This is a genomic window from Exiguobacterium sp. ZWU0009 (assembly GCF_000798935.2).
Lineage (GTDB): Bacteria > Bacillota > Bacilli > Exiguobacteriales > Exiguobacteriaceae > Exiguobacterium_A > Exiguobacterium_A acetylicum.
This window is the reverse complement of sequence record NZ_CP018057.1, coordinates 3152104-3173421: the sequence shown is the minus strand read 5'-3', so window position 1 is coordinate 3173421 and position 21318 is coordinate 3152104. Positions and strand designations below refer to the sequence as shown.

Annotated in this window: 21 protein-coding genes and 1 riboswitch; of the genes, 14 read left to right on the top strand and 7 right to left on the bottom strand. The window is 46.6% G+C overall.

Annotated elements, in window-relative coordinates:
* Positions 1-12 precede the first annotated feature (12 nt).
* The 4 genes from L985_RS16395 (at position 13) to L985_RS16380 (ending at position 4395) form a co-directional block, all read left to right on the top strand.
* Complete coding sequence (locus L985_RS16395; protein ID WP_047394125.1) at positions 13-894, top strand: ABC transporter ATP-binding protein; 882 nt, start codon at positions 13-15, stop codon at positions 892-894.
* On the top strand, positions 891-1697 hold the full coding sequence (locus tag L985_RS16390; protein WP_029342975.1) for an ABC transporter permease subunit: 807 nt from the start codon (positions 891-893) through the stop codon (positions 1695-1697). The genes L985_RS16395 and L985_RS16390 overlap by 4 nt, the downstream gene beginning before the upstream one ends.
* A 124-nt stretch (positions 1698-1821) precedes the next feature.
* On the top strand, positions 1822-2895 hold the full coding sequence (gene rlmN / locus L985_RS16385) for a dual-specificity RNA methyltransferase RlmN (protein ID WP_023469793.1): 1074 nt from the start codon (positions 1822-1824) through the stop codon (positions 2893-2895).
* A 63-nt stretch (positions 2896-2958) separates the two neighbouring features.
* Positions 2959-4395 (top strand): DEAD/DEAH box helicase, encoded by a 1437-nt coding sequence (locus L985_RS16380; protein ID WP_047394137.1) that lies wholly within the window; start codon positions 2959-2961, stop codon positions 4393-4395.
* A 21-nt stretch (positions 4396-4416) separates the two neighbouring features.
* Here L985_RS16380 and L985_RS16375 read toward each other — a convergent pair whose 3' ends face one another.
* From L985_RS16375 to L985_RS16355, 5 genes are all read right to left on the bottom strand, one after another.
* On the bottom strand, positions 4417-5733 hold the full coding sequence (locus L985_RS16375; protein ID WP_029342973.1) for an NAD(P)/FAD-dependent oxidoreductase: 1317 nt from the start codon (positions 5731-5733) through the stop codon (positions 4417-4419).
* 76 nt (positions 5734-5809) lie between these two features.
* Positions 5810-6445 (bottom strand): nitroreductase family protein, encoded by a 636-nt coding sequence (locus L985_RS16370; RefSeq protein ID WP_029342972.1) that lies wholly within the window; start codon positions 6443-6445, stop codon positions 5810-5812.
* Between the two features lie 50 nt (positions 6446-6495).
* Positions 6496-7131 (bottom strand): nitroreductase family protein, encoded by a 636-nt coding sequence (locus tag L985_RS16365; RefSeq protein ID WP_029342971.1) that lies wholly within the window; start codon positions 7129-7131, stop codon positions 6496-6498.
* Position 7132: 1 nt separating this feature from the next.
* On the bottom strand, positions 7133-7588 hold the full coding sequence (locus L985_RS16360) for a MarR family winged helix-turn-helix transcriptional regulator (RefSeq protein ID WP_029342970.1): 456 nt from the start codon (positions 7586-7588) through the stop codon (positions 7133-7135).
* A 154-nt stretch (positions 7589-7742) separates the two neighbouring features.
* Positions 7743-8456, bottom strand: a complete 714-nt coding sequence (locus L985_RS16355) for a YczE/YyaS/YitT family protein (protein WP_235609848.1) — start codon at positions 8454-8456, stop codon at positions 7743-7745.
* Positions 8457-8559: 103 nt separating this feature from the next.
* Between L985_RS16355 and L985_RS16350 the strand changes: the two genes are divergently transcribed.
* The 6 genes from L985_RS16350 to L985_RS16325 all read left to right on the top strand — a co-directional run bounded on the left by L985_RS16350 (position 8560) and on the right by L985_RS16325 (position 14238).
* Positions 8560-9345: a DUF817 domain-containing protein gene (locus L985_RS16350; protein ID WP_047394154.1), complete on the top strand. Its 786-nt coding sequence runs from the start codon at positions 8560-8562 to the stop codon at positions 9343-9345.
* Between the two features lie 87 nt (positions 9346-9432).
* Complete coding sequence (locus L985_RS16345; protein WP_047394157.1) at positions 9433-10698, top strand: DUF2325 domain-containing protein; 1266 nt, start codon at positions 9433-9435, stop codon at positions 10696-10698.
* 63 nt (positions 10699-10761) lie between these two features.
* Complete coding sequence (locus L985_RS16340) at positions 10762-11400, top strand: DUF975 family protein (protein WP_047394162.1); 639 nt, start codon at positions 10762-10764, stop codon at positions 11398-11400.
* A gap of 113 nt (positions 11401-11513) precedes the next feature.
* Positions 11514-11616, top strand: a riboswitch (SAM riboswitch).
* A gap of 75 nt (positions 11617-11691) precedes the next feature.
* Positions 11692-12750, top strand: a complete 1059-nt coding sequence (locus tag L985_RS16335; protein ID WP_029342965.1) for an LLM class flavin-dependent oxidoreductase — start codon at positions 11692-11694, stop codon at positions 12748-12750.
* A complete protein-coding gene (locus L985_RS16330; RefSeq protein WP_047394164.1) occupies positions 12747-13694 on the top strand; it encodes an ATP-grasp domain-containing protein in 948 nt (315 codons plus the stop codon). The genes L985_RS16335 and L985_RS16330 overlap by 4 nt, the downstream gene beginning before the upstream one ends.
* A 76-nt stretch (positions 13695-13770) precedes the next feature.
* The gene (locus L985_RS16325) at positions 13771-14238 is read left to right on the top strand and encodes an SRPBCC family protein (RefSeq protein ID WP_029342963.1); all 468 of its coding nucleotides are present in this window, start codon (positions 13771-13773) and stop codon (positions 14236-14238) included.
* 222 nt (positions 14239-14460) lie between these two features.
* Here the strand turns inward: L985_RS16325 and L985_RS16320 are convergent, their stop codons facing one another.
* Together L985_RS16320 and L985_RS16315 are read right to left on the bottom strand one after the other, a co-directional pair.
* Positions 14461-14841 (bottom strand): NUDIX domain-containing protein, encoded by a 381-nt coding sequence (locus tag L985_RS16320; RefSeq protein WP_051656320.1) that lies wholly within the window; start codon positions 14839-14841, stop codon positions 14461-14463.
* Between the two features lie 66 nt (positions 14842-14907).
* Positions 14908-16530: an ABC-F family ATP-binding cassette domain-containing protein gene (locus L985_RS16315; protein WP_023469778.1), complete on the bottom strand. Its 1623-nt coding sequence runs from the start codon at positions 16528-16530 to the stop codon at positions 14908-14910.
* Between the two features lie 299 nt (positions 16531-16829).
* On the opposite strand from L985_RS16315, the gene L985_RS16310 reads away from it, so the two are divergent.
* From L985_RS16310 to L985_RS16295, 4 genes are all read left to right on the top strand, one after another.
* Complete coding sequence (locus L985_RS16310) at positions 16830-17699, top strand: prohibitin family protein (RefSeq protein WP_047394168.1); 870 nt, start codon at positions 16830-16832, stop codon at positions 17697-17699.
* 213 nt (positions 17700-17912) lie between these two features.
* On the top strand, positions 17913-19553 hold the full coding sequence (locus tag L985_RS17085; protein WP_071908840.1) for a hypothetical protein: 1641 nt from the start codon (positions 17913-17915) through the stop codon (positions 19551-19553).
* Between the two features lie 16 nt (positions 19554-19569).
* Positions 19570-20262, top strand: a complete 693-nt coding sequence (locus L985_RS16300) for a WxL domain-containing protein (protein WP_029342959.1) — start codon at positions 19570-19572, stop codon at positions 20260-20262.
* 23 nt (positions 20263-20285) lie between these two features.
* A complete protein-coding gene (locus L985_RS16295) occupies positions 20286-21305 on the top strand; it encodes a WxLIP family cell surface protein (protein ID WP_047390631.1) in 1020 nt (339 codons plus the stop codon).
* Positions 21306-21318 lie beyond the last annotated feature (13 nt).

Here is a 21318-nt window from a genome sequence, read left to right as displayed (position 1 = left end):
GGAGGTCGGATGATGATCCGTTTGGAGCATGTCACGAAAGAGTTTGCACCGGGGCGTGGGATATTCGATGTCAGTTTTACAGTTGATCCGGGTACGATATTCGGTTTCATCGGACCAAACGGATCTGGAAAATCAACGACACTCCGACATTTGATGGGATTACTGGCTGCGGACGATGGAAAGGCGACGATCGGTGGTTTTGATTGCTGGAAGCAAAGTAAAGAAGTGAAGCAATTGGTCGGTTATTTGCCGGGAGAAATTAGTTTGCCTGGAGACATGACAGGAGCAGACATGCTCGATTTGATGCAACGACTGCATGGTAGTGACCTGGCACGGCGACAACTGTTGTTGAAACGCTTTCCCTTTGAGACGAAGACAAAAATCCGTAAGATGTCAAAAGGGATGAAACAAAAACTGGCACTTGTCGGTTGCTTTATGAAGGACGCACCCGTCTATCTCCTTGATGAGCCGACCAGTGGACTGGATCCTTTGATGCAGGAGTGTTTTTTAGAGTGGATCGAACAGGAGAAGCATGCTGGAAAAGCGATTCTGATGAGTTCACACCACTTTCCGGAGATGGAAAAATCGTGCGATCGAGCGGCTTTAATCAAAGCAGGGCGCATCATCGTCGAATCGGATATTCATGAGTTGGTTCGATCGAGTCGAAAGACATACACGATCGTCTTCCGAACGGAGGTGGAGGCGGCACAGTTCGCGATGCAAGTCGGTGTTGAATCGAAGCGGCTGGAAGTCAGTTTTCAAACGGACGAGACACTGAGCTTAAATCAGGCGATCGCTTATTTGACCCAGTATGATGTACGGCTGATTCGTCCGTCAGCAGATGATTTAGAACAGGTCTTCTTGCATTATTATGGAGAGGAGGAATCGTCGTGATAGTGCTGATCCGCTCTTTATTCAAGCAGGTCAGAAAGCCCGTGCTTGCTTACGCGATTGGAACGAGTCTCTACTTATTGATGCTTGCGTTGCTTTATCCATCGATGATGAAGACCGGTTTGCTAGAAGCGAAGCTAGAAGCGTTACCTCCGGAGGTCTTAAAAGCATTTCAATACGATAAGGTGACAGGATTCGATAATGTACTGGATCTGCTCGGTGGGAACTATTATGGACTGATTTTTCAAGTCATTGCGAGTCTATTCCTGCTCTCATTAGCAGCGCGCCTCGTTGCGCGACCGATCGACAACGGAGAGCTGATCGTCTATCTCGCAGCCCCGATCACACGGAATGCGTATACGTTTGCTGTCGCGATCGTCATGGGTATCGCAAGTATGGTTCTCGTAGGACTGAATGGACTTGTCTTGATGGTGGCTGACTGGTGGATGACAGATATTTCAATCAATGACGTCATCTTATGGCGGATTCAACTCAATGCGCTATTGTTACTCTTGGCGATCGGTGCCTTTACGTTATTCGTTGCGACGTTATTTGATGAAGAACGTCGTGCTTTTTCGCTTGCTGGTAGTGTACTGGTTCTATCGATCGTCTTGACGATTCTGTCGGAACTAAGTGACAAGACTGAGTGGCTCCGTTATCTATCCGTCTTCTCCTTATTCAACACGACGCAACTATTAGAAGGAACCGATCATTTTCTTCTTCACTCCATTCTTTTACTCATCCTCTGTCTCGTGTTCTTGACCGGGGCATTTGTTCAATTCGGGCGTCGGAGTCTGTCGATTTGATCGAAAGTGGCGCAAAAACTTTACAGAAAGTGAACATTTAGGATTTGAACGTTGCGTCACGCGCTGATTTTTACTAAGATAAAGGAATGTTGTAGTTCTGGAAAAAGAAATGAGGTCTTTCGAAATGAATAAACCATCCATTTATGGATTAACGCTTGAGCAGATGACAGAATGGTTATCGAATCAAGGGCACAAACCATTCCGTGCCAAACAAGTATGGGACTGGCTCTACCGTAAACGTGTCACGACTTTCGCGGAAATGACGAATGTCAACAAGGATTGCCTTGAGTTGTTAGATCAGAGTTTTACGATTGACTCGATGACAGAAGCGGTCAAGCAAGAATCAGCAGACGGAACAATCAAGTTCCTTTTCAAATTATATGATGGCAACTTGATTGAAACGGTTCTGATGCGTCATAAGTACGGTCTTTCTGTCTGTGTTACGACGCAGGTTGGCTGTAACATCGGCTGTAGCTTCTGTGCAAGTGGTCTCATCAAGAAGAGCCGTGACTTGTCAGCAGGCGAAATCGTCGAGCAGATCATGAACGTCCAGCATCACCTCGATGCCGTCGGTAACGAAGAACGTGTCAGCCACGTCGTCGTCATGGGTATCGGTGAACCGTTCGATAACTTCGACAACATGGTCGACTTCTTGAACGTCATCAAGGACCACAATGGTCTTGCAATCGGCGCGCGTCACATCACGGTTTCAACAAGTGGTTTGGCAGACAAGATCTACAAGTTTGCTGACTTGAAACTCCAAGTCAACTTAGCGATCTCACTTCACGCACCAAACAATGAATTGCGTACGCAAATCATGAAAATCAACCGGGCGATTCCGCTTGAGAAATTGATGCCAGCGATCGATTATTACGTTCAAACGACGAACCGTAAAATCACGATCGAGTACATCTTGCTTCGTGGCGTCAACGACCAAAAGGAACACGCAGTCGAACTCGCGAAACTGTTCGAAGACAAACGTCACCTGACGTATGTCAACTTGATTCCGTACAACCCGGTCGATGAGCACGGTCAATATCAGCGCAGTACGTCTGAAGACATCACAACGTTCTACGATACGTTGAAAAAGAACGGCTTAAACTGTGGTGTTCGTCTTGAGCACGGAACAGACATCGATGCTGCGTGTGGTCAATTACGTAGTAAGCAAATCAAAAAAGATAAAGTAGCATCCAAATAATTCGTTGGGCTTCTCATCGTTTCGGTGGGAAGCTTTTTTTACGATAAGAAATGAGGACATCCGATGACACGTACACAATTTAATGATTTTAACTTAAGCACACCGATTCTCGATTCAATCGAGCAACTCGGTTATACGACACCAACCGAAGTTCAACAATCCGTCATTCCCGTCGTATTGTCTGGAAAAGACGTCATCGTCAAATCACGGACAGGGAGCGGGAAAACGGCATCGTTTGCGATTCCACTCTGTGAACTCGTCGAGTGGGAAGAAAATAAACCACAAGTTTTAGTCTTGACGCCAACACGTGAGCTTGCTTTGCAGGTCAAAGAAGACATCATGAACATCGGTCGTTATAAGCGGATCAAAGCGACTGCCGTCTTCGGCAAGCAACCGTTCCGCGGGCAAGTCACGGAGCTCAAGCAAAAGACACACGTCGTCGTCGGTACACCGGGTCGCGTACGCGATCATATCGAGCGGGGCACGTTATCGCTTGAGAAAGTCCGTTACGTCGTCTTAGATGAAGCGGATGAAATGCTGAATATGGGCTTCTTAGATCAAGTCGATGCCATCTTGTCCGAGTTACCAAAAGAGCGGATGACACTGTTGTTCTCTGCGACCTTCCCTGAAGATATCGCACAGCTAAGTGACCGTTACATGGACGCGCCGAAACGAATCGAAGCAGGCGAGACGGTCGTCTCGACGATCACACATAGTTATATTTCGGTAACGGAAAAGACGAAATTCGCGATTTTGAAAGATGTTCTCGTCGCTGAAAACCCGGATCGCTGCATGATCTTCTGTCGGACGAAAGAACACGTCGATTTCGTCGCGAATGGTCTCCGCGCACATGACTATCCGGTTGAAGCAATTCACGGTGGAATGGAACAAGACGATCGACTTGATGCGATGAAAGCCTTCCGTGCCGGGAAGTTCCGAATTCTCGTCGCAACAGACGTCGCAGCACGCGGCATCGATATTGAAAACATCACGCATGTCATCCAGTATGATCTCCCTGTCGAACGGGAAAGTTACGTGCACCGGACCGGTCGGACGGGACGTGCAGGAGCAGCAGGACAAGCGATCAGTCTCGTCACGCCGGCAGACGAACGTCGTCTCAAGGAAATCGAGCAGTATCACGGGAAGCTGACTCGTCGCCAAGCACCGACAGAAAAGGACTTGATGCGGACAGCGGATGCGTTCGAAGAGAAGATGGCGACGGAAGATACGCGTTCTTCGAAAACGGAGCAGCTTGATGCGGACATCATGAAATTGTTCTTTAACGGCGGGAAAAAGAAAAAACTCCGTGCCGTCGACTTCGTTGGAACGATCGCGAAGATTGAAGGCGTCACAGCAGACGACATCGGCATCATCTCGATTCAGGATACGTTGACGTATGTCGATATCCTCAACGGGAAAGGTCCGCTTGTCCTCCGGGCGATGAAGACGACGAAGGTCAAAGGGAAACAATTGAAAGTGTACGAAGCATTCAAGAAATAAGACAAGCCGGTCGTTCTCCGCTTAGGCGAAGAGGGACCGGCTGTTTTGTGTCAAGGCATGTCCGAGATGAATTCCGCTTGCGGCTGCTTGGGCAAGCGAGTGCGTTGCACCGGAACAATCTCCGATTGCATAGACACGGGGACATGTCGTCTCAAACGTTTCTGACGTCTCAAGCATAGGTGCGTAAAACTTACCATCTAATCCGTAAAGTAACGTATCTTCCGGAAGTTCCGTCTCAAGGAGTCGCTCAAGACGCTCCAAAAAACCGTCTAAGACGAGCAGGTCTTCCGCAGGCACTTCCACGTGTAAATCTCCAGGGGAAGCAACTAGCGAAGGGATGATTCCGTTATGAAGCAATTGATCCGTTGTCGTCGCTTGCGATTTTCGAAAATCACCGAGTCGTTGAACGAGAATGCGATCCTGTCCTTGATTGATTCCTCCGATAATGCACGTGGCATACGCATTCGCTTTCGCTAGTGTCGAAAAATAACGCGGGAGAAATAGTGTAAAGTTCAGATTTGTCGAACCGTCTGCCGACTCGTGGACATTTTGACCATCCGGCATGACGAGTCCTTCTTGATATTTGCGGATGATCCGTCCGCGCGGATTCATGCAATAGGTGACGGCTTGACCGTAAGGCGAGTCGTAACCGAGCTTCGTCTCGAACGTCTCCTGTAACAATGTCCGAAATAGTACTTCATCCGTCTCAATCCGCACCCCGAGATCAAGTCGAGTCCGCTGTGGGGTGACACCAAGCGTCGCTAATTGGTGCAACGTAAAGTCCGCACCAGAACGACCCGTCGCGAACACGATTCGTTGACTGACGAAAATCTCGTCCGCTGTTTTGATCGCAAACGGCTCCGATTTCGTAATTTGCTCGATCGTCGTTTCGAACCGGACATCGAGACGTGGTAATAAGGCGTCTTCAAACGCTGTGAAGACGGCAGCGGTTCGTGCCGTGCCTAAATGACGGACGGTCGTCTCGACCGTGTGCAGACCGGCGCGACGGGCACGAGACGCTACAGTAGGGGAATGCGTCGAGTATGTCTCGACTGTACCTCCACCATATGTACATAAGAGATCATCGACTTCTTGGAACAGTCGTCGTGTTGTCTCTTCACCGATTTTTGAGACGAGTTCGCCGCCGAATCCCGTCGCATAATTGAACTTTCCTTCTGATTTGCCAAGCCCTGCGAATCCAAGATACGCATCTTCTGTCGTTCGTTCACGGATTGGTTTTCCGGCGTCAATCAATAAGACGCGTTGCCCATCTTCAACAAGCTGATGGGCGAGGAAAATTCCTGCCACACCGGCTCCGATAATCGTCACATCATACATCACTGACAGCTCCTTTTCTTTGAGTATACAAAAAAGCCGGATTCCTATGAAAGGAATCCGGACTAGGTGATATCGCTTATTTCCACTCTGCGATGTCAGCGATTGGTAGACGAACCGATGGGTATCCTGCGTCCACTGCTTTACCGATTGAAAGCAACATGACTGGGAGATAACGCTCTTTTTCAAGACCGAATGCTTCTGCGATTTGGTCTTTCTCGTAACCACCAATTGGGTTTGTATCGTAACCGTGTGCACGAGCAACGAGCATCAATTGCATCGAAACGAGACCTGAGTCGATCAAGATGCTATCACGTAATGTTTCAACGTCTTCTGGACGGTAGAAACCTTTGATAGCTGGTACTTGGCGATCACGTACTTCTTGTGGCATAAGCCCTTTTTCAACAGCCATGTCGTAGATTGTCTCGATGCTGTCGACCGCGTTCATGTCACCGAAGACGGCGATGACAGCAGAAGATGTCTCGACTTGAACTTGGTTGAATTTCGCGAGTGGTGCGAGTTTCGCTTTACCTTCTTCGCTATCGATGACGAGGAAACGCCATGGTTGCATGTTAACTGAAGATGGAGCAAGTGTTGCTTCTTCAAGGATTTGTGTCATTTCTTCTTTTGAAATTTTTACGTTTGTGTCGTAGTTGCGAATCGAGCGGCGTCCTTTGACGATTTCCATGAAGTCCGTTGTTGTTTGAGTAGTCATAATTATTCAATCTCCCTTGTGTGTTTTCTCTTTTTTATAGTGTAAAAAACTTATTTCCAGTCTGCGATATCGTTGATTGGTAGGCGAACCGATGGATATCCAGCGTCGACTGCTTTACCGATCGATAGCAACATGACCGGTACATAGCGTTCTTTTTCAAGACCGAATGCTTCCGCGATTTGATCTTTCTCGTAACCACCGATTGGGTTTGTATCATAACCGTGTGCACGAGCGACTAGCATCAATTGCATCGAGACGAGACCCGAGTCGATCAAGATGCTGTCTTTCAAATCGTTCGCCGATACACTGCTGTACATCCCTTGGATCGCTGGTACTTGGCGATCGCGTACTTCTTGTGGCATGAGTCCTTTTGCAACAGCTGTATCGTAGATGTTCTCGAGTTGATCAACAGCGTTCATGTCGCCGAAGACGGCGATGACAGCAGAAGATGTCTCGACTTGAACTTGGTTGAATTTCGCGAGTGGTGCAAGTGTTGCTTTACCTTCTTCGCTATCGATGACGAGGAAACGCCATGGTTGCATGTTGACGGAAGAAGGTGCGAGTGTTGCTTCTTCAAGGATTTGTGTCATTTCTTCTTTTGAGATCTTCACGTCTGTATCGTAGTTACGAATCGAACGGCGTCCTTTGACGATTTCCATGAAGTCTGTTTGAGTTTGCGTTGCCATATTAAATCGACTCCTCTTTTAATTTAGGTAATGTGTCGGCGTTCGCTTCGATGCGTTGAATCATCTCAGCTAACGTCCGTTGTTCTTCAGCGGAGAATCCTTCGAGTAAGTTCTCGAGGAACTCATCTTTTTGTTCGCGTAATCGTGCGATGCGCGTCGCCCCTTGTTCCGTTAAGGAAACAAGAATCACCCGATTGTCAGCGGCTGAACGCTCACGAGCAATCATCCCGGTCGATTCTAGGTGTTTGAGGTGACGGGTCACCGCCGCGTGATCGACATTGACGCGTTTTTGCAATTCTTTTTGACTGATCGTTTGATCGACTTGTAGTTGAGCAAGTAGATCCATTCGCGTCTGACTGAAACCATCCGTACAGAGATCGAATTTTTGAGCAATCGTCTTATTGACGGAGACGAGTGCATAGATCAAACGTCCTTTTTCGTTGCAGGAAATACTCAATCCATCACATCCTTCCCTTCGTTCGAAGAAACCTTTGACGTATCAAAGATTGATATGTAAACGAATATAACGTGTTTATTTTGGTGACGCAACTTATCTGCTTCTGACATAAAAAAAGATATCATTCACGCAGAATGATATCGAGTCAGGCGACTTAACTAATATGGCGTTCAGACGCTGAAAGTCCTTTTGCATCAATCGCTGCAATGATCCGGCGGAAATAGAACAACCAAAATTGCAGGAACGGTCCGATTAAGAAAATCGAGAGGATCGTACCGAAGAAAACAGGTCCCCCAAGCAACCAGCCAATGCCGCATGCCGTAACTTCCATGATCGTCCGCATCAGACGAATCGACGTTCCAAAGCGCTCTGCAAGTGTCAATGTCAACCCATCGCGTGGACCGGCCCCGTATCCGACAGCGACATACAGACCAGCGCCCATTCCAATGATAAAGATGCCGAAAATCAGCCAGAGTGTATTCAACCAGATCGATTCAAAAGACGGTAAGAGATGAGAACCAAGAACAAGATTCATGAAGACACCGACGAAAATCGCGTTGACGAGCGTTCCGATTTGCGGTGTGACACGGTCTAACGCGTATTTAACGAACACGAGTAAGAGACCAACAAGCAAGATGATCGTTCCGACGGATAGTGGTGTCTTCTTTTGAAGACCGAGATGCAACACGTCCCACGTCGAGACACCGAGTTCAGCCGTGATCATCATCGATGAGCCAAGAGCGAGTAAAAATAAACCGAGTAGGAAGAGTCCCCACTTTAACGTAGCGCGTAACAACCAGGAAGCGCGATGACGCGTCATGTCTGGCACCTCATTTCTTAAAAATAATTGATTCGTTAACTGTATCATGAGGAAAGTGGAAGAAGAAAGACGAAATTTTCCGTTTTTTCCATCTTAAGAAGGAGGGGAAGGTCAAAAGAGAAACGTATACTGAAGAAAAAGGAGGGATAGAATGAAAGCGATCCGGCACCTGATTCGTTTTACATATATAGAAGCCGTCTGTTGCGTCTTTCCCGTGATGATTTTCGCAGCGCTTGCTCTTTCACGTTATCTTCCTACTGAACCGGTTGCTCGATACGATCTCCTGTTGCTCTGGTGTATTCTCATCCAAATCGTCTTACTCGTCACGCGTTATGAAACGATGGAAGAATTCAAACTGATCTTATTGTTTCACGTCATCGGTCTAGCACTTGAACTGTTCAAGGTGAACGTCGGGTCTTGGAGTTATCCGGAAGACGCTTTGACGAAAGTGGCTGGTGTTCCCTTATATGCAGGATTCATGTATGCAAGCGTCGCGAGCTATGTCTGCCAGGCGTTTCGGCGATTTCAATTACGATTCATAGCATTTCCTCCCCCGTGGCTTGCGATTAGCGTCGGCAGTCTCGTCTATCTCAACTTCTTCACCCACCACTGGATCTTCGATGCACGCTGGCTATTGATGGTCCTCGTCGTCCTTGTCTTCTATAAGTCTTGGGTTCATTTTACGATCGAGCAGACGATCTACCGGATGCCGCTCGTCCTGTCCTTTTTACTGATCGCCTTTTTCATTTGGATTGCAGAGAATATCGTGACGTTCTTTAAAGGCTGGGTCTATCCGCATCAAGAAGGAGGCTGGGCAGTCGTTGATCTTGGAAAATTGTCTTCTTGGTTCCTGCTTGTGATCATCACGGTTTTAATTGTCATCGTTGCAAAATATAAGCGTCAGGATCCGGCTGTGGAAATTCAGCAACGTACCTAAATAAAAAAACAACCCGGTTATTTTTTTGAACTACTTCCACGTTTTTTCGTTGCTATAGTGAAAAAAACGCAAAGGAAGTGGTTACGGATGATGCAACAGGTGTTGGAACGAGCAACTGAATTGGTACAGATGAAATTAGCAGTCGTGGAGCGGTATGAAGATTGGCAACTCTGGCTCGACGAAGTGAACGGAATCGACGAATGGGTCAAGATGTCAGCGTATTATGCACCGCGCGATGTTCAAGAAACACTAGTCATCGACGAAGTGAAACGAGAGAAGCAGACCGTCGTAATGCCACCACAAGTACCGATCGAGCCAGTACGCAAGCAACGTTATGCCTATACGTTTCAGCGGGGATTAAAAGGCGGTACTTTACTAGAGTGGTCCGGCAGTCATATTTCAGAACGAGACGTCCGCGATTGGAATCTCGAGCACGGCATGGAAGTTCGGATCCGTGTCGATCATCAGGATGATCAAAAAACGATGTGCCGTGTTGAAGCCGTCGTCTCGACGGAGCGAATGAGAGAAAATCCGGAACGTGTCGTGTTTGAACAAGCCATCGTCAAGGCACATGGAATCATTGAGGAAACGGTGAATGGTCCACTGCAAGATGAGTCGGACAGACCGTTTTATTATGTCGTACCAGTAGAAGACATGCGCTATTTCCGACTAGAAGCAGGACAACTCGTCGATCTCGCCATGTGGCGCGGACGGAAAGATACACTAACGATTGCTTGGAAACATCCGTTCACGTATGAAGAGCCGATCGTCAACACATCATCAAACCGTCCATCTGAGGTCAAGCAACCGGTAGTGAAGACGCCTGTGACAACGAAAAAGTCAAATCGGTATGCACGAAAAATGAAACGACAAACGGTTCCGAAGGCTAAAAAAGTGCAGCAGCGCATTCGTGTTCAAAAAGAGCGAAAGATCGAACCAATCGTGACGACAGCTGTACCTGGACAATTGATGGATTTCGTCGATAAGACACCGCTTGATTTCACGCGCTTCACAGGTATGCGCCTCGTCATCGTTGGAAACGAACAACAAACGGCTGTTTATCGTGAGTTCTTTGCGCCAACAGGAATCGAATTGATTCATCTCGCAGGAGACGCACAGTCTGCGAAAAAGATTGCTTGTCTCTCCAAAAAGACGGATGCCATCGTCGTCGTGACGAGCCGTGTCTCTCATGCGGCGAGTGCACATGTCATTGCACAGGCGAAAAAACATGGTATTCCGTTCGCGATGGAACGCCTCGACGGTCGACGATCGCTATATACAGCGTGTGAACGACAACTTGAGCGTGCTTGGCTCAACCAGCAACGAGACGGGAAATTATTGAAAAAAGAGTGAAACATTAGAAGAATTCGACCGTAAAGTAAGGTGAGAACTTATTTTTCAAGGAGGACCTTACTCATGTCATCTCAATTAAAAAAAGCAGCGAAGGAGTCGCTCAGCGGTCGTTGGGGATTTGCAGTCCTAGCATTCCTGCTGTTTAGTATCATTCAGGGTGTTCCTAACTTATTTGGATCGGATATCGATGAGCCGTCAAATAGCATGGATCTCGTCGTAATGTTAGTATCGATTTTACTGATTCCATTAGGAGTCGGTTGGACATGGATTGCCATGTCGATTGCTCGTGGAGAAGAAGCGAAAGTGACAGGTCTATTTGAGCCATACGGGATGTTCCTGAAAGTGGTCGGGCTCGCAATCGTTCAATTCATTTTCATCGCACTTTGGACGTTGCTCTTGATCATTCCAGGGATCATCAAATCGTTCTCTTACTTGTTGACGTTCTACATCCTTCGGGATGAACCGTCGATTGGTATCCTCGAGGCAATCACACGCTCGCGTCAACTCATGGACGGTCATAAGATGGAAGCATTCTTACTCTTCCTATCATTCATTGGTTGGGCATTACTCGTGATCGTTACTCTTGGTCTTGCTATCCTGTGGGTCGGACCATACTTCAGCGTCACACTAGCCAAGTTCTATGATCGTGTTCGTGGTGAACAAGCACCAGAGCAGACATCAGATTTCGTCGCACCATATTAATACCGGATCCCGACACTACGTCGGGATTTTTTTATGCTCGAAATAATTCCGATTGGAAAAGACGGTTTAATGGTTGCTTTAGTTCAGTGAATTTTGTACGATGAATGCAACACATCTTATCTAGAGAAGTCGAGGGACTGGCCCGAAGACACTTCAGCAACCCCGCTGTGGCGGAAGGTGCTACTTCCAGGAAGGGATACCTTCTGAAGATAAGAGCGGACAGGACAAGATACCGTCGCTCTTTTCGAACTTCGAAAAGAGCGTTTTTTTTATGATAAGGGGGACGATGGAGTGGAGTATGGTTTTTGGTTACCGATTTTTGGGGGATGGTTACGTAACGTCGAGGATGAACAGATGCCACCGACATTCGATTATGCAAAACAAGTCGCACAAACAGCAGAACGGATCGGCTTCTCGACGACGTTGATCGCGGAATTGAACTTGAACGACATCAAAGGCATCAAGGAACCGAGTCTTGAGGCATGGACGACGGCAGCTGCGATTGCTGCAACGACAGAACGCTTAGAAATCATGACAGCGGTTCGTCCTGGGTTCCATAATCCAGCGACGACGGCGAAGATGGCGGCAAACATCGATCAGTTGAGTGGTGGACGCTTTACGCTCAACGTCGTTTCGGCGTGGTGGGCAGAGGAAGCCAAACAATACAACGGTATCTTCACAGCACACGATGAACGCTATGCTCGGACGGAAGAATTCGTCACGGTCATGAAAGGATTATGGGCAGATGCGTCACCGTATAGCTTCTCCGGTAATCACTACACGATCGAGCAGGCGGAACTTCATCCGAAGCCCGTCCAGCGTCCAGGCATCAAGCTCTACGCTGGTGGAGAGAGTGAAGCTGGAAAGCGGACAATCGTCGAACACTGTGACGCTTATGTCATGCACGGGGGCACGGTCGAAGAAGTAGCCCATAAAATCAACGATATGAAAGTACGCCGGGAATCGACGGGACACGCACCGCTCGAGAGTTTCGGTCTTGCTGCCTACATCATTTGTCGGGATACGGAAGAAGAAGCGCTTCTTGAGTGGCAACGCATTACGGACGTCAAGGAAGACAGCGCCGGTTATGCCGGTTATCAGGATTTCATCAGTAAATCGCAACTGGAGCAACAGGTCGAGCGAAACGATTATTCCGTCTCGAACCGTGGTCTAAGACCGAACTTGATCGGAACACCAGAACAAATTGCGGAACGCATTCTAGCGTTCGAAGCCGTCGGTGTCACGTTACTCTTGTTACAATTCTCACCACAACTCGAAGAAATGGAACGCTTTGCTCGTGACGTAATGCCACTGGTCGAAGCGAAACGAAAGGTAGGTCAACAATCATGACAAAAATTCATATTCTCCACGAAAACCAAGAATGGACGGACCATCTCATCAAACGTCTCGAAGAACTTGAGTTACCGTATGAAGAGTGGCATCTAAATGAAGGAATCGTTCCACTCGATGAACTACCGCCAGAAGGCGTCTTTTACAGCCGGATGAGTGCCTCTTCGCATACACGCGGGCACCGTTACGCGCCGGAGTTGACGGAAGGGGTCCTTGCTTGGTTAGAAGAACACGACCGGACCGTCTTCAACGGAACGCGTGCGCTCCGCCTTGAAGTCAGCAAAGTCAATCAGTATACAGCACTACGTAAAGCAGGCATCCGTGTACCAAAGACGACGGCTGCAGTCGGACGTGATCAAATCGTGCAAGCGGCAAAAGAGATCGGCGTTTCGTCATTCATCACGAAACACAACCGTGCCGGGAAAGGTCTCGGCGTCCAGTTATTCCACTCAATTGAAGCACTTGAAGCCTACCTCGATGGTCCGACATTTGACGAACCAGTCGATGGCATCACGTTGATTCAAGAGTACATCCAAGCACCAGAACCGTATATCACGCGCTGTGAGTTCGTGGGTGGAAAATTCGTCTACGCGGTCCAAGTCGATACGTCGGAAGGATTCGAACTTTGCCCAGCGGATGCGTGTGTGATTGACGACCTGTTTTGCCCAGTTGGTGAAGAAGCACCGCAAACGCCGATGAAGTTCCAAATTGTTGAAAGCTTCGATGATCCGATCATCCAAAAGTATGAAGCCTTCCTCCAAGCGAACCAGATTGCGGTCGCAGGCATCGAGTTCATCAAGGATGCGTCAGGTACGATCTATACGTATGACGTCAATACGAATACGAACTATAATTCGGATGCTGAGGCAGCTGCAGGACGCTACGGTATGCTCGAACTGGCCAAGTTCCTCGGTGCAGCCCTTGAAACAAGCACAGTAAAATAAGAATCTGCTCCCGCCCTGTCACCGGACGTTACAAGACCGGATGACAGGGTATTTCTATAGAAAAGGGGGCGGATCTATGATTACGTGGAGAGAAGAACGACAGCTCGATATTCCGATTGAGGAAGCATGGCACTTGTTTGATCACACGCGATTGCAGCGTTTGATTCCAAACGTCGTCCAGCACGAGGTAATCGAACGAAAACCGGGTGTGGTCGGTTCGACGTATCGTCAAACGTACATGCAGGGTAACCGACTTGAAACCTATATCGTGACCGATTTGGCTTATACGAACGAACCCGACTTCAAACAAAATACGATCGGATTTACGTTGGCTAAAATATTCAAGATCGAGATGACATTTACACTCAAACCACTCGGACCTGATCGATGTCTGTTGATTTATACAGGGAAGAACGAAGGAGCCAATTTTGTTGGAAAGAGTCTGTTGTCGCTTGGAGGCGAGCGAGAGAATGAGAAAATCGTTCATGGGCTGTTGCAACGTGTCGAAGAAGAAGCGGCGAAACAAAAGAAGAACAACGCATGAAAAAACGGATTCCCGTGCCTGGGAATCCGTTTTAGCATCTTATCGATTCGTATATGATTTTTGACCGCTCGTTAAGCCGGATAGATGACCAATACGCATACCGATTCCATCTTTCATCGACTGTTCACGTACTTTTGGATCAACTAAAAGATCAGTTACCGACTGCTAATTTTAAATATAAGTATTGTGATTAAACTTTCGTTTCATCAAATGATTATATCGTTACGATAGTAGGCGCAAACGGGAAATCTGAGGATCATTTTGCATCTCATTCAGTGGTCGAAATCGAACAGCTCGTAATTCTTGTTGATCAAGTGGTAGTTCAGGATCAATCCCGAGTTGAAGTACAGAACTATTCGTGACACGTCGGACGAGAAAACACGTCTCCGTTCCTTGATCGATCGAAATCTCGTAGAGTTGTCGTTCGACCGTGACGTGAAGATGTGTCTCTTCTAATACTTCACGTACGATAGCTTCTTCTTTTGTTTCATTGCTCTCGACACCTCCGCCCGGTAACGTCCAAAATGTCCGGGAAGGCGTGTGTAACTCGACCATTAGGATCTGTTGCTCTTCAATCAACGCCGCGCATACGCGATGCCGCATATCGCATTCCTCCTTTAATGTGTTCAAAAAAAGAGACCGAAACGACAGTTCCGGTCTCTTTTAAAATCATTGCGCGTATAACGCTGTTAGTTGCTGTTGGATCGTATCATTGTTCAAGTACTCATCGTATGTCGTTTCTTTATCGACGATACCGTTTGGCGTCAACTCGATGATCCGGTTCGCGATTGTTTCGACGAACTGATGGTCATGCGAGCTGAAGAGCATTGCGCCTTTATAAGCGATCAAGCCATCGTTGAGTGCCGTAATTGATTCGAGATCCAAGTGGTTCGTTGGATCGTCGAGTACGAGGACGTTAGCACCGCTGAGCATTGCTTTTGAAAGCATACAACGGACTTTTTCGCCCCCAGATAAGACAGAAGCTTTCTTCATGACTTCTTCTCCTGAGAAGAGCATCCGACCGAGGAATCCACGGAGGAACGTATCGCTCTCATCTGCCGGCGAATACTGACGGAGCCAATCGAGAATCGTTTTATCCGAGCCTTCAAAGAATTCCGAGTTGTCTTTTGGCAAGTACGACTGCGAAGTCGTAACGCCCCATTTGAACGTACCGCTGTCCGGTTCCATCTCACCCATAAGGATTTTGAACAGTGTTGTGATTGCGATATCACTCTGGCTGATGAACGCGACCTTATCCGTTTTGTTCAATGAGAAACGAACGTTATCAAGGACTTTGACACCATCGATCGTCTTCGAGATACCGTCGACCATCAAGAGATCATTTCCGATTTCACGTTCCGGTGTGAAACCGACGAACGGATAACGGCGTGACGACGGACGAATGTCATCGAGTGTGATTTTATCAAGCAATTTCTTCCGTGACGTCGCTTGTTTCGCTTTCGAAGCGTTTGAGCTGAAACGCGCGATGAAGGCTTGAAGTTCTTTGATCTTCTCTTCTTTTTTCTTGTTTTGGTCACTTGCCATACGTGAAGCAAGCTGACTTGATTCATACCAGAAATCGTAGTTTCCGATATATAGTTGAATCTTACCGTAATCTAGATCCGCCATGTGCGTACAGACGTTGTTCAAGAAGTGACGGTCGTGGGAAATGACGATGACCGTATTCTCAAATCCGATTAGGAATTCCTCGAGCCATTTGACGGCTTTCAAATCAAGTCCGTTCGTCGGCTCATCGAGTAAGAGAATGTCTGGTTTACCGAACAACGCTTGGGCAAGCAAGACTTTGACCTTTTCCGATCCTGTCAGCTCAGCCATCGTTTTCGAATGAAGGTCTTCTTTAATGCCAAGTCCTTGAAGAAGCATTGCTGCTTCCGACTCCGCTTCCCAACCGTTCATTTCAGCGAATTCACCTTCGAGTTCAGCAGCACGCATGCCGTCCTCGTCTGAGAAGTCTTCTTTCATATAGATCGCATCTTTTTCTTTCATGACTTCGTAGAGACGTTTGTGTCCCATCATAACCGTTTCGATGACTTGGAATTCTTCGTATTCGTAATGGTTCTGACGGAGAACGCCTAACCGTTCGCCTGGTGTGATGATGACATCGCCTTGTTGTGCTTCGATATCACCAGCGAGAATTTTCAGGAATGTCGATTTACCGGCACCATTCGCGCCGATTAGACCATAACAGTTACCTGGTGTGAATTTGATGTTGACGTCTTCGAATAATTTTCGGTCTGCAAAGCGAAGACCGACGTTTTGTACTGTAATCATATAGAGATGAACCCTCGTTTCTAGTAAGTGATGTGCTCATTCGAGTGTACCACAAATCGTGATCTGTCGTAGAGCAGGCAAAGTTCCCTCCATATTAGGACAGAAATTAAAAATAAGCAACCAGACATTTTAAAAAATGAAACATTTTCCAGATGAATGCGTAGAACAAGATAAGGAATTCGTTAGAGGAGGGGTTAGATGGCCATCTTTTTCACATTATTGTTTTTCGCCCTCATCGTTTTGCTTGGCATGGAACTCTACCGCTATATCCAAGAAAAGATCGATAAAGGAGATTCAGAATGAGAGAAATCAAACCGAAGAAAAAAATTCGCCCATCGATGATCATCGCTGGTGTGCTCGTACTAGCGTTGCTTGCAACAACGCCGTTCATCGTTGAACAAATCGAACCTGGACAAGTTGGTGTCGTCTATACACCGTCAAGCGGTGTCAAAGATGAGACGTTATCGCAAGGCTGGCATGTTGTTTCACCGATCACACGAGTGACGGAGTATCCGATTCGGACACAGACAAAAGCACTTGAGAACATGACGCTTGCGACCAAGGACGGAAAGAACATCGTCGTTGACTTTACATACAGCTTCTCCGTCTCACCGGATAAGGTGACGAAAGTCTTCAATAAGTTCGGACCGATTGAAATCGATGAGATTGCAAAAGGGTATCTGAAACAACGTCTCTATGATGCATCGCGTGAGCAAATCTCGAAAGTTACTGTCCTTGAACTGTTCGGTGAAAAATCAGGGAATGTCTCGACGAGCATTCAGACGCAGTTTGCAGAAGACGTCAAGGACATCGGTTTTATCATCGAAGATGTCGCACTCGGTGCGCCGAAACCAGATGAAAAGACACAGGAAGCAATCGATGCGCGTGTCAAAGCGTCGCAGGAACTCGATAAAAAGAAAACGGATCTTGAAATCGCTAAAGCAGAAGCAGAGCGTCTTCGCGTAGAAGCGAAAGGAGCAGCAGATGCCCGTTTGATCGAAGCCCAAGGTTTAGCAAAAGCTCAAAAAGAACTACAGAAGACACTGACAGAAGAAATGATTCAATACGAAGCTGTCAAGAAATGGGACGGGAAGTCACCACTCGTCAGTGGATCGGGGAGTATGGTCCAACTACCGATTCCAGATGCTACAACAGAAGAAAAGAATTAAAACTCGATGTGCTTGGAGACAAGCACATCTTTTTATTTCATTATAATAAATCAACTGACTAAACCTTTATTGGTACTAAATTTTATTATATTAATAAATAACGATACATTTTTTATCTTTTAAATTCCATTTTAATGGTTTATTTACCTTATTCAGAAGGTAGATAGAGATATAGGTCAATAGAAATAGGTCATAAGGATGGGAGGGGTGCATTTGTATCGAAATCGATCGCCGAATCTTTTTATCATCTTAATGATTCTACTGGCAACAAGCTTTCCGATTCCGCACAGTCATGCGACGACTGAGGAATTCGAGATTCCAGACCCTTTGACGTCATCGTTTTGTGAAGAGACGTTGAGTGATCCAAAGAAAAAGGACTTGTTGGAAAAAGAGGAAATTGAACAATGCGAAGAGCTTGTAGAAGTAGAGAAGACGCCATCAACCGAGAGTGAAGACCCATCAACACCTGAGACACCTCCAACCGAAAATGAAGATCCACCAACACCTGAGACACCTCCAACCGAAAATGAAGATCCACCAACACCTGAGACACCTCCAACCGAAAATGAAGATCCACCAACACCTGAGACACCTCCAACCGAAAATGAAGATCCACCAACACCTGAGACACCTCCAACCGAAAATGAAGATCCACCAACACCTGAGACACCTCCAACCGAAAATGAAGATCCACCAACACCTGAGACACCTCCAACCGAGAGTGAAGACCCACCGACACCCGAGACACCTCCAACCGAGAGTGAAGACCCACCGACACCCGAGACACCTCCAACCGAGAGCGAAGACCTACCAACACCTGAGACACCCCCAACCGAGAATGAAGATTCATCAACACCTGAGATAGCTCCAGATGAAGAGGACAATGAAGTTCCCGAGCAGCCTGATTCTGAAGAAGAATCATCGAGCGAAATTACAGCACCTGTCTTAAATCCAATTAAACCAAGACAAGAGAAGCAACAAGCGGTTGCACCGACACTTGCTGGAGTAGCACTGCTCGGAACATCAAGCTTAGATGCTTCCTATAATGGAACGACTCAAACGATTACATTAGAAAATACTGTTTCTGGATTGTTGAGCTTAAATTTATCAAGTGGATATATTATTTTTCGACTACCACCAGAAGTGATGCGAAGTATTGAAACGAGTTCCGTCCAACTGCAATATCGCTATAGTGGATTACTTGGGATTGGAACGCAAACGAGAGATGTGACAGCAATAATCGATCGAACAAATAACCAAATCTATGCTGATGTTAGCTCTTTATTAAAGCTATCTCTTCTAAGTAGCGATCGATTCACCTTATCTTTCAAAGTTGGAAATTTACCAGTCGGAGTCGATAAAGTCTACACATTTCGGAGTGTTTTAGCAGAGGGGTTAGTCGATTTAAATGTTTTAAGTGGTGGTACGGCAACAGCAACACTTGGAATCGGACCAACATTCAACTTAATCGTACCGGATTCGTTAGACTTCGGAGGTCATGAGTTGACAGGACGTGAGAAAATTATTCCTCGCTTGTCTCCAATGACGATTTCTATTTCGCATGAAAATGCAGAAGGTTACAACTGGAAGTTACAAGCAAGTCTCAGTCGTCCTTTGACGAGTAAAGAAAATCATGTGTTAAATGATGTTCTTTATTTTAAGACAACTTCCAAAACTCAATTGTTACAAGCGACTGCTATTGAAATCGCAACAGGAACGATGTCGGTAAGCTCGAATCAGACACCGTTAACCTACGCAGAAAACGAAGGGATTATTCTCGACTTAACTGGCAAATATCCAAAACCTTCATCGTATAGCGCGGACATCCAATGGAGTTTAATCAATGCACCATGAAAAGGAGAGAACAGAGATGAAGAAACGTTTCGCTGTTTCGACGGTATTGATGAGTACGGCTTTGGTTTTAGGAACAACCACTGCATGGGCGGCGACTTCTACTGGCGAGTCGACGGCAAAAATTACGTTCACGTCGAATGAAGCACCGGTCATCGTGGATCCAGATGATCGGGATCCGAACAATCCATATGAACCAGACAAAAACGGCGGAAATACACCTACAGGAAATACTGGAGCATTGACACTCGACTATGCACCTAACTTTGATTTTGGATCAAACGAATTGCTTTCCAATAAAGCTGAGTTTAAGGCGACCGATCAAAAACCATTTCTCCAAGTAACGGATCGACGGGTTAATCGGACAGAATGGGAAGTAACCGTGAAGTTGGGAGACTTTATAGATGGAGGTGGAACACCCTCGTTAATAGGTTCGACGTTATCCATTGATGCCGGTACTGTTCAAACATTAGTGAATGTATCAGGATTCGCGGCACCTACGACAGGAGATATAACATTGACACCAGGAAATGCAGGAGATGCGCAAACGATATTAACATCCCCAGAAGGAACGTTCTCAACTTGGCAAATTTACTGGAAGGGTAACGGAACCGATAACGATTACATCAAACTCAATGTACCAATCAATTCTCAAGTGCAAGGCACACACACCGCAACACTCGACTGGACGCTTACGGATGTCGTGAATTGACTTGAAAGCAGGTGAAGACAAAGATGAAACGATGGGGAGCCAGTTGTCTTGCTATACTACTTTATGGATTGTTATTCTGCGTCATACCTTCGACTAGTTTTGCAGAAGATCGCGTCAATTTTTCGATTGAAGCCGTTCCGAATGCCTACCAAGTGGATTCTGGTGTCTCGTACTTTGATTTACGTATGACGGCAAAACAAAAGACGAACATTCAAGTTCGGATTTTCAATCACGGACCTGATGATCATACGTTTTTGACATCAATCCGGAATGCAACGACGAACGATAATGGTTTGATCGTTTACGATCAAAAGAAACCGGTCCCGTTAGCTCCGACTTCGTTGACGGATCTCATTCAACCGAACGCGACATCGACGTTCATCAAGGGCGGCGAATCGAAAGTCGTTTCTTTACCACTTGAGATCGTGAACGATTTAGACGGTACCTTGTTAGCTGGTGTTCGGGTCGAGAAGAAACCAGAAAAAGAAACAGCTGAAAAAAATACAATCGGTATTCAAAATCGTCACTCTTACATCATCGGTTTGAAAGTCCGATCTTCGATTAAAGATCTGGCGCCCGAGATTACGTACGAAGGGGTAGAGGCAAAGTCGTCTTTTTCTAGACCGACTGTCTTTGTTAAGCTAGCCAATCAGGTACCGACGATCAGTCAGCCTATGAAGTTCGAAGCCGTCGTCACGCAAGGCAAAAAAGTCGTCGTTCGGAAAGCGACGGAAGTTCGATTTGCTCCGTCGATTTATATGAGAACACCGATTGAAACGACAGGAATCTTAGAACCAGGTACGTATCAAATTAATATCCGTGTTGAAGGAAAAGAAAAGACGTGGAAGTGGAAAGACAGCTTTAAAATCACGAAGCGCCAAGCAGACCAGATGAAAGAACAGATGCCTGAGCGAGAGATTGAGGAAAATTCCAACTCCTTCGTCGGTGAATGGTCGAAGGAACTCATGATTGCCTCGACGTTGATTATCTTTTTGCTGATTGGTTACATCTATCGCTTGAAAAAACAACAACGCCAGACATGAGAAAAAGCAGATT

Excerpts from the sequence above, each read along its gene's own strand:
- L985_RS16325 (WP_029342963.1), top strand. The coding sequence starts at position 13,771 with ATGATTACGTGGAGAGAAGAACGACAGCTCGATATTCCGATTGAGGAA.
- rlmN (WP_023469793.1), top strand. The coding sequence starts at position 1,822 with ATGAATAAACCATCCATTTATGGATTAACGCTTGAGCAGATGACAGAA.
- L985_RS16295 (WP_047390631.1), top strand. The coding sequence starts at position 20,286 with ATGAAACGATGGGGAGCCAGTTGTCTTGCTATACTACTTTATGGATTG.
- L985_RS16375 (WP_029342973.1), bottom strand. The coding sequence starts at position 5,733 with ATGTATGATGTGACGATTATCGGAGCCGGTGTGGCAGGAATTTTCCTC.
- L985_RS16395 (WP_047394125.1), top strand. The coding sequence starts at position 13 with ATGATCCGTTTGGAGCATGTCACGAAAGAGTTTGCACCGGGGCGTGGG.
- L985_RS16345 (WP_047394157.1), top strand. The coding sequence starts at position 9,433 with ATGATGCAACAGGTGTTGGAACGAGCAACTGAATTGGTACAGATGAAA.
- L985_RS16340 (WP_047394162.1), top strand. The coding sequence starts at position 10,762 with ATGTCATCTCAATTAAAAAAAGCAGCGAAGGAGTCGCTCAGCGGTCGT.
- L985_RS16350 (WP_047394154.1), top strand. The coding sequence starts at position 8,560 with ATGAAAGCGATCCGGCACCTGATTCGTTTTACATATATAGAAGCCGTC.
- L985_RS16365 (WP_029342971.1), bottom strand. The coding sequence starts at position 7,131 with ATGGCAACGCAAACTCAAACAGACTTCATGGAAATCGTCAAAGGACGC.
- L985_RS16355 (WP_235609848.1), bottom strand. The coding sequence starts at position 8,456 with ATGATACAGTTAACGAATCAATTATTTTTAAGAAATGAGGTGCCAGAC.
- L985_RS16330 (WP_047394164.1), top strand. The coding sequence starts at position 12,747 with ATGACAAAAATTCATATTCTCCACGAAAACCAAGAATGGACGGACCAT.
- L985_RS16315 (WP_023469778.1), bottom strand. The coding sequence starts at position 16,530 with ATGATTACAGTACAAAACGTCGGTCTTCGCTTTGCAGACCGAAAATTA.
- L985_RS16380 (WP_047394137.1), top strand. The coding sequence starts at position 2,959 with ATGACACGTACACAATTTAATGATTTTAACTTAAGCACACCGATTCTC.
- L985_RS16310 (WP_047394168.1), top strand. The coding sequence starts at position 16,830 with ATGAGAGAAATCAAACCGAAGAAAAAAATTCGCCCATCGATGATCATC.
- L985_RS16300 (WP_029342959.1), top strand. The coding sequence starts at position 19,570 with ATGAAGAAACGTTTCGCTGTTTCGACGGTATTGATGAGTACGGCTTTG.
- L985_RS16370 (WP_029342972.1), bottom strand. The coding sequence starts at position 6,445 with ATGACTACTCAAACAACAACGGACTTCATGGAAATCGTCAAAGGACGC.
- L985_RS16320 (WP_051656320.1), bottom strand. The coding sequence starts at position 14,841 with ATGCGGCATCGCGTATGCGCGGCGTTGATTGAAGAGCAACAGATCCTA.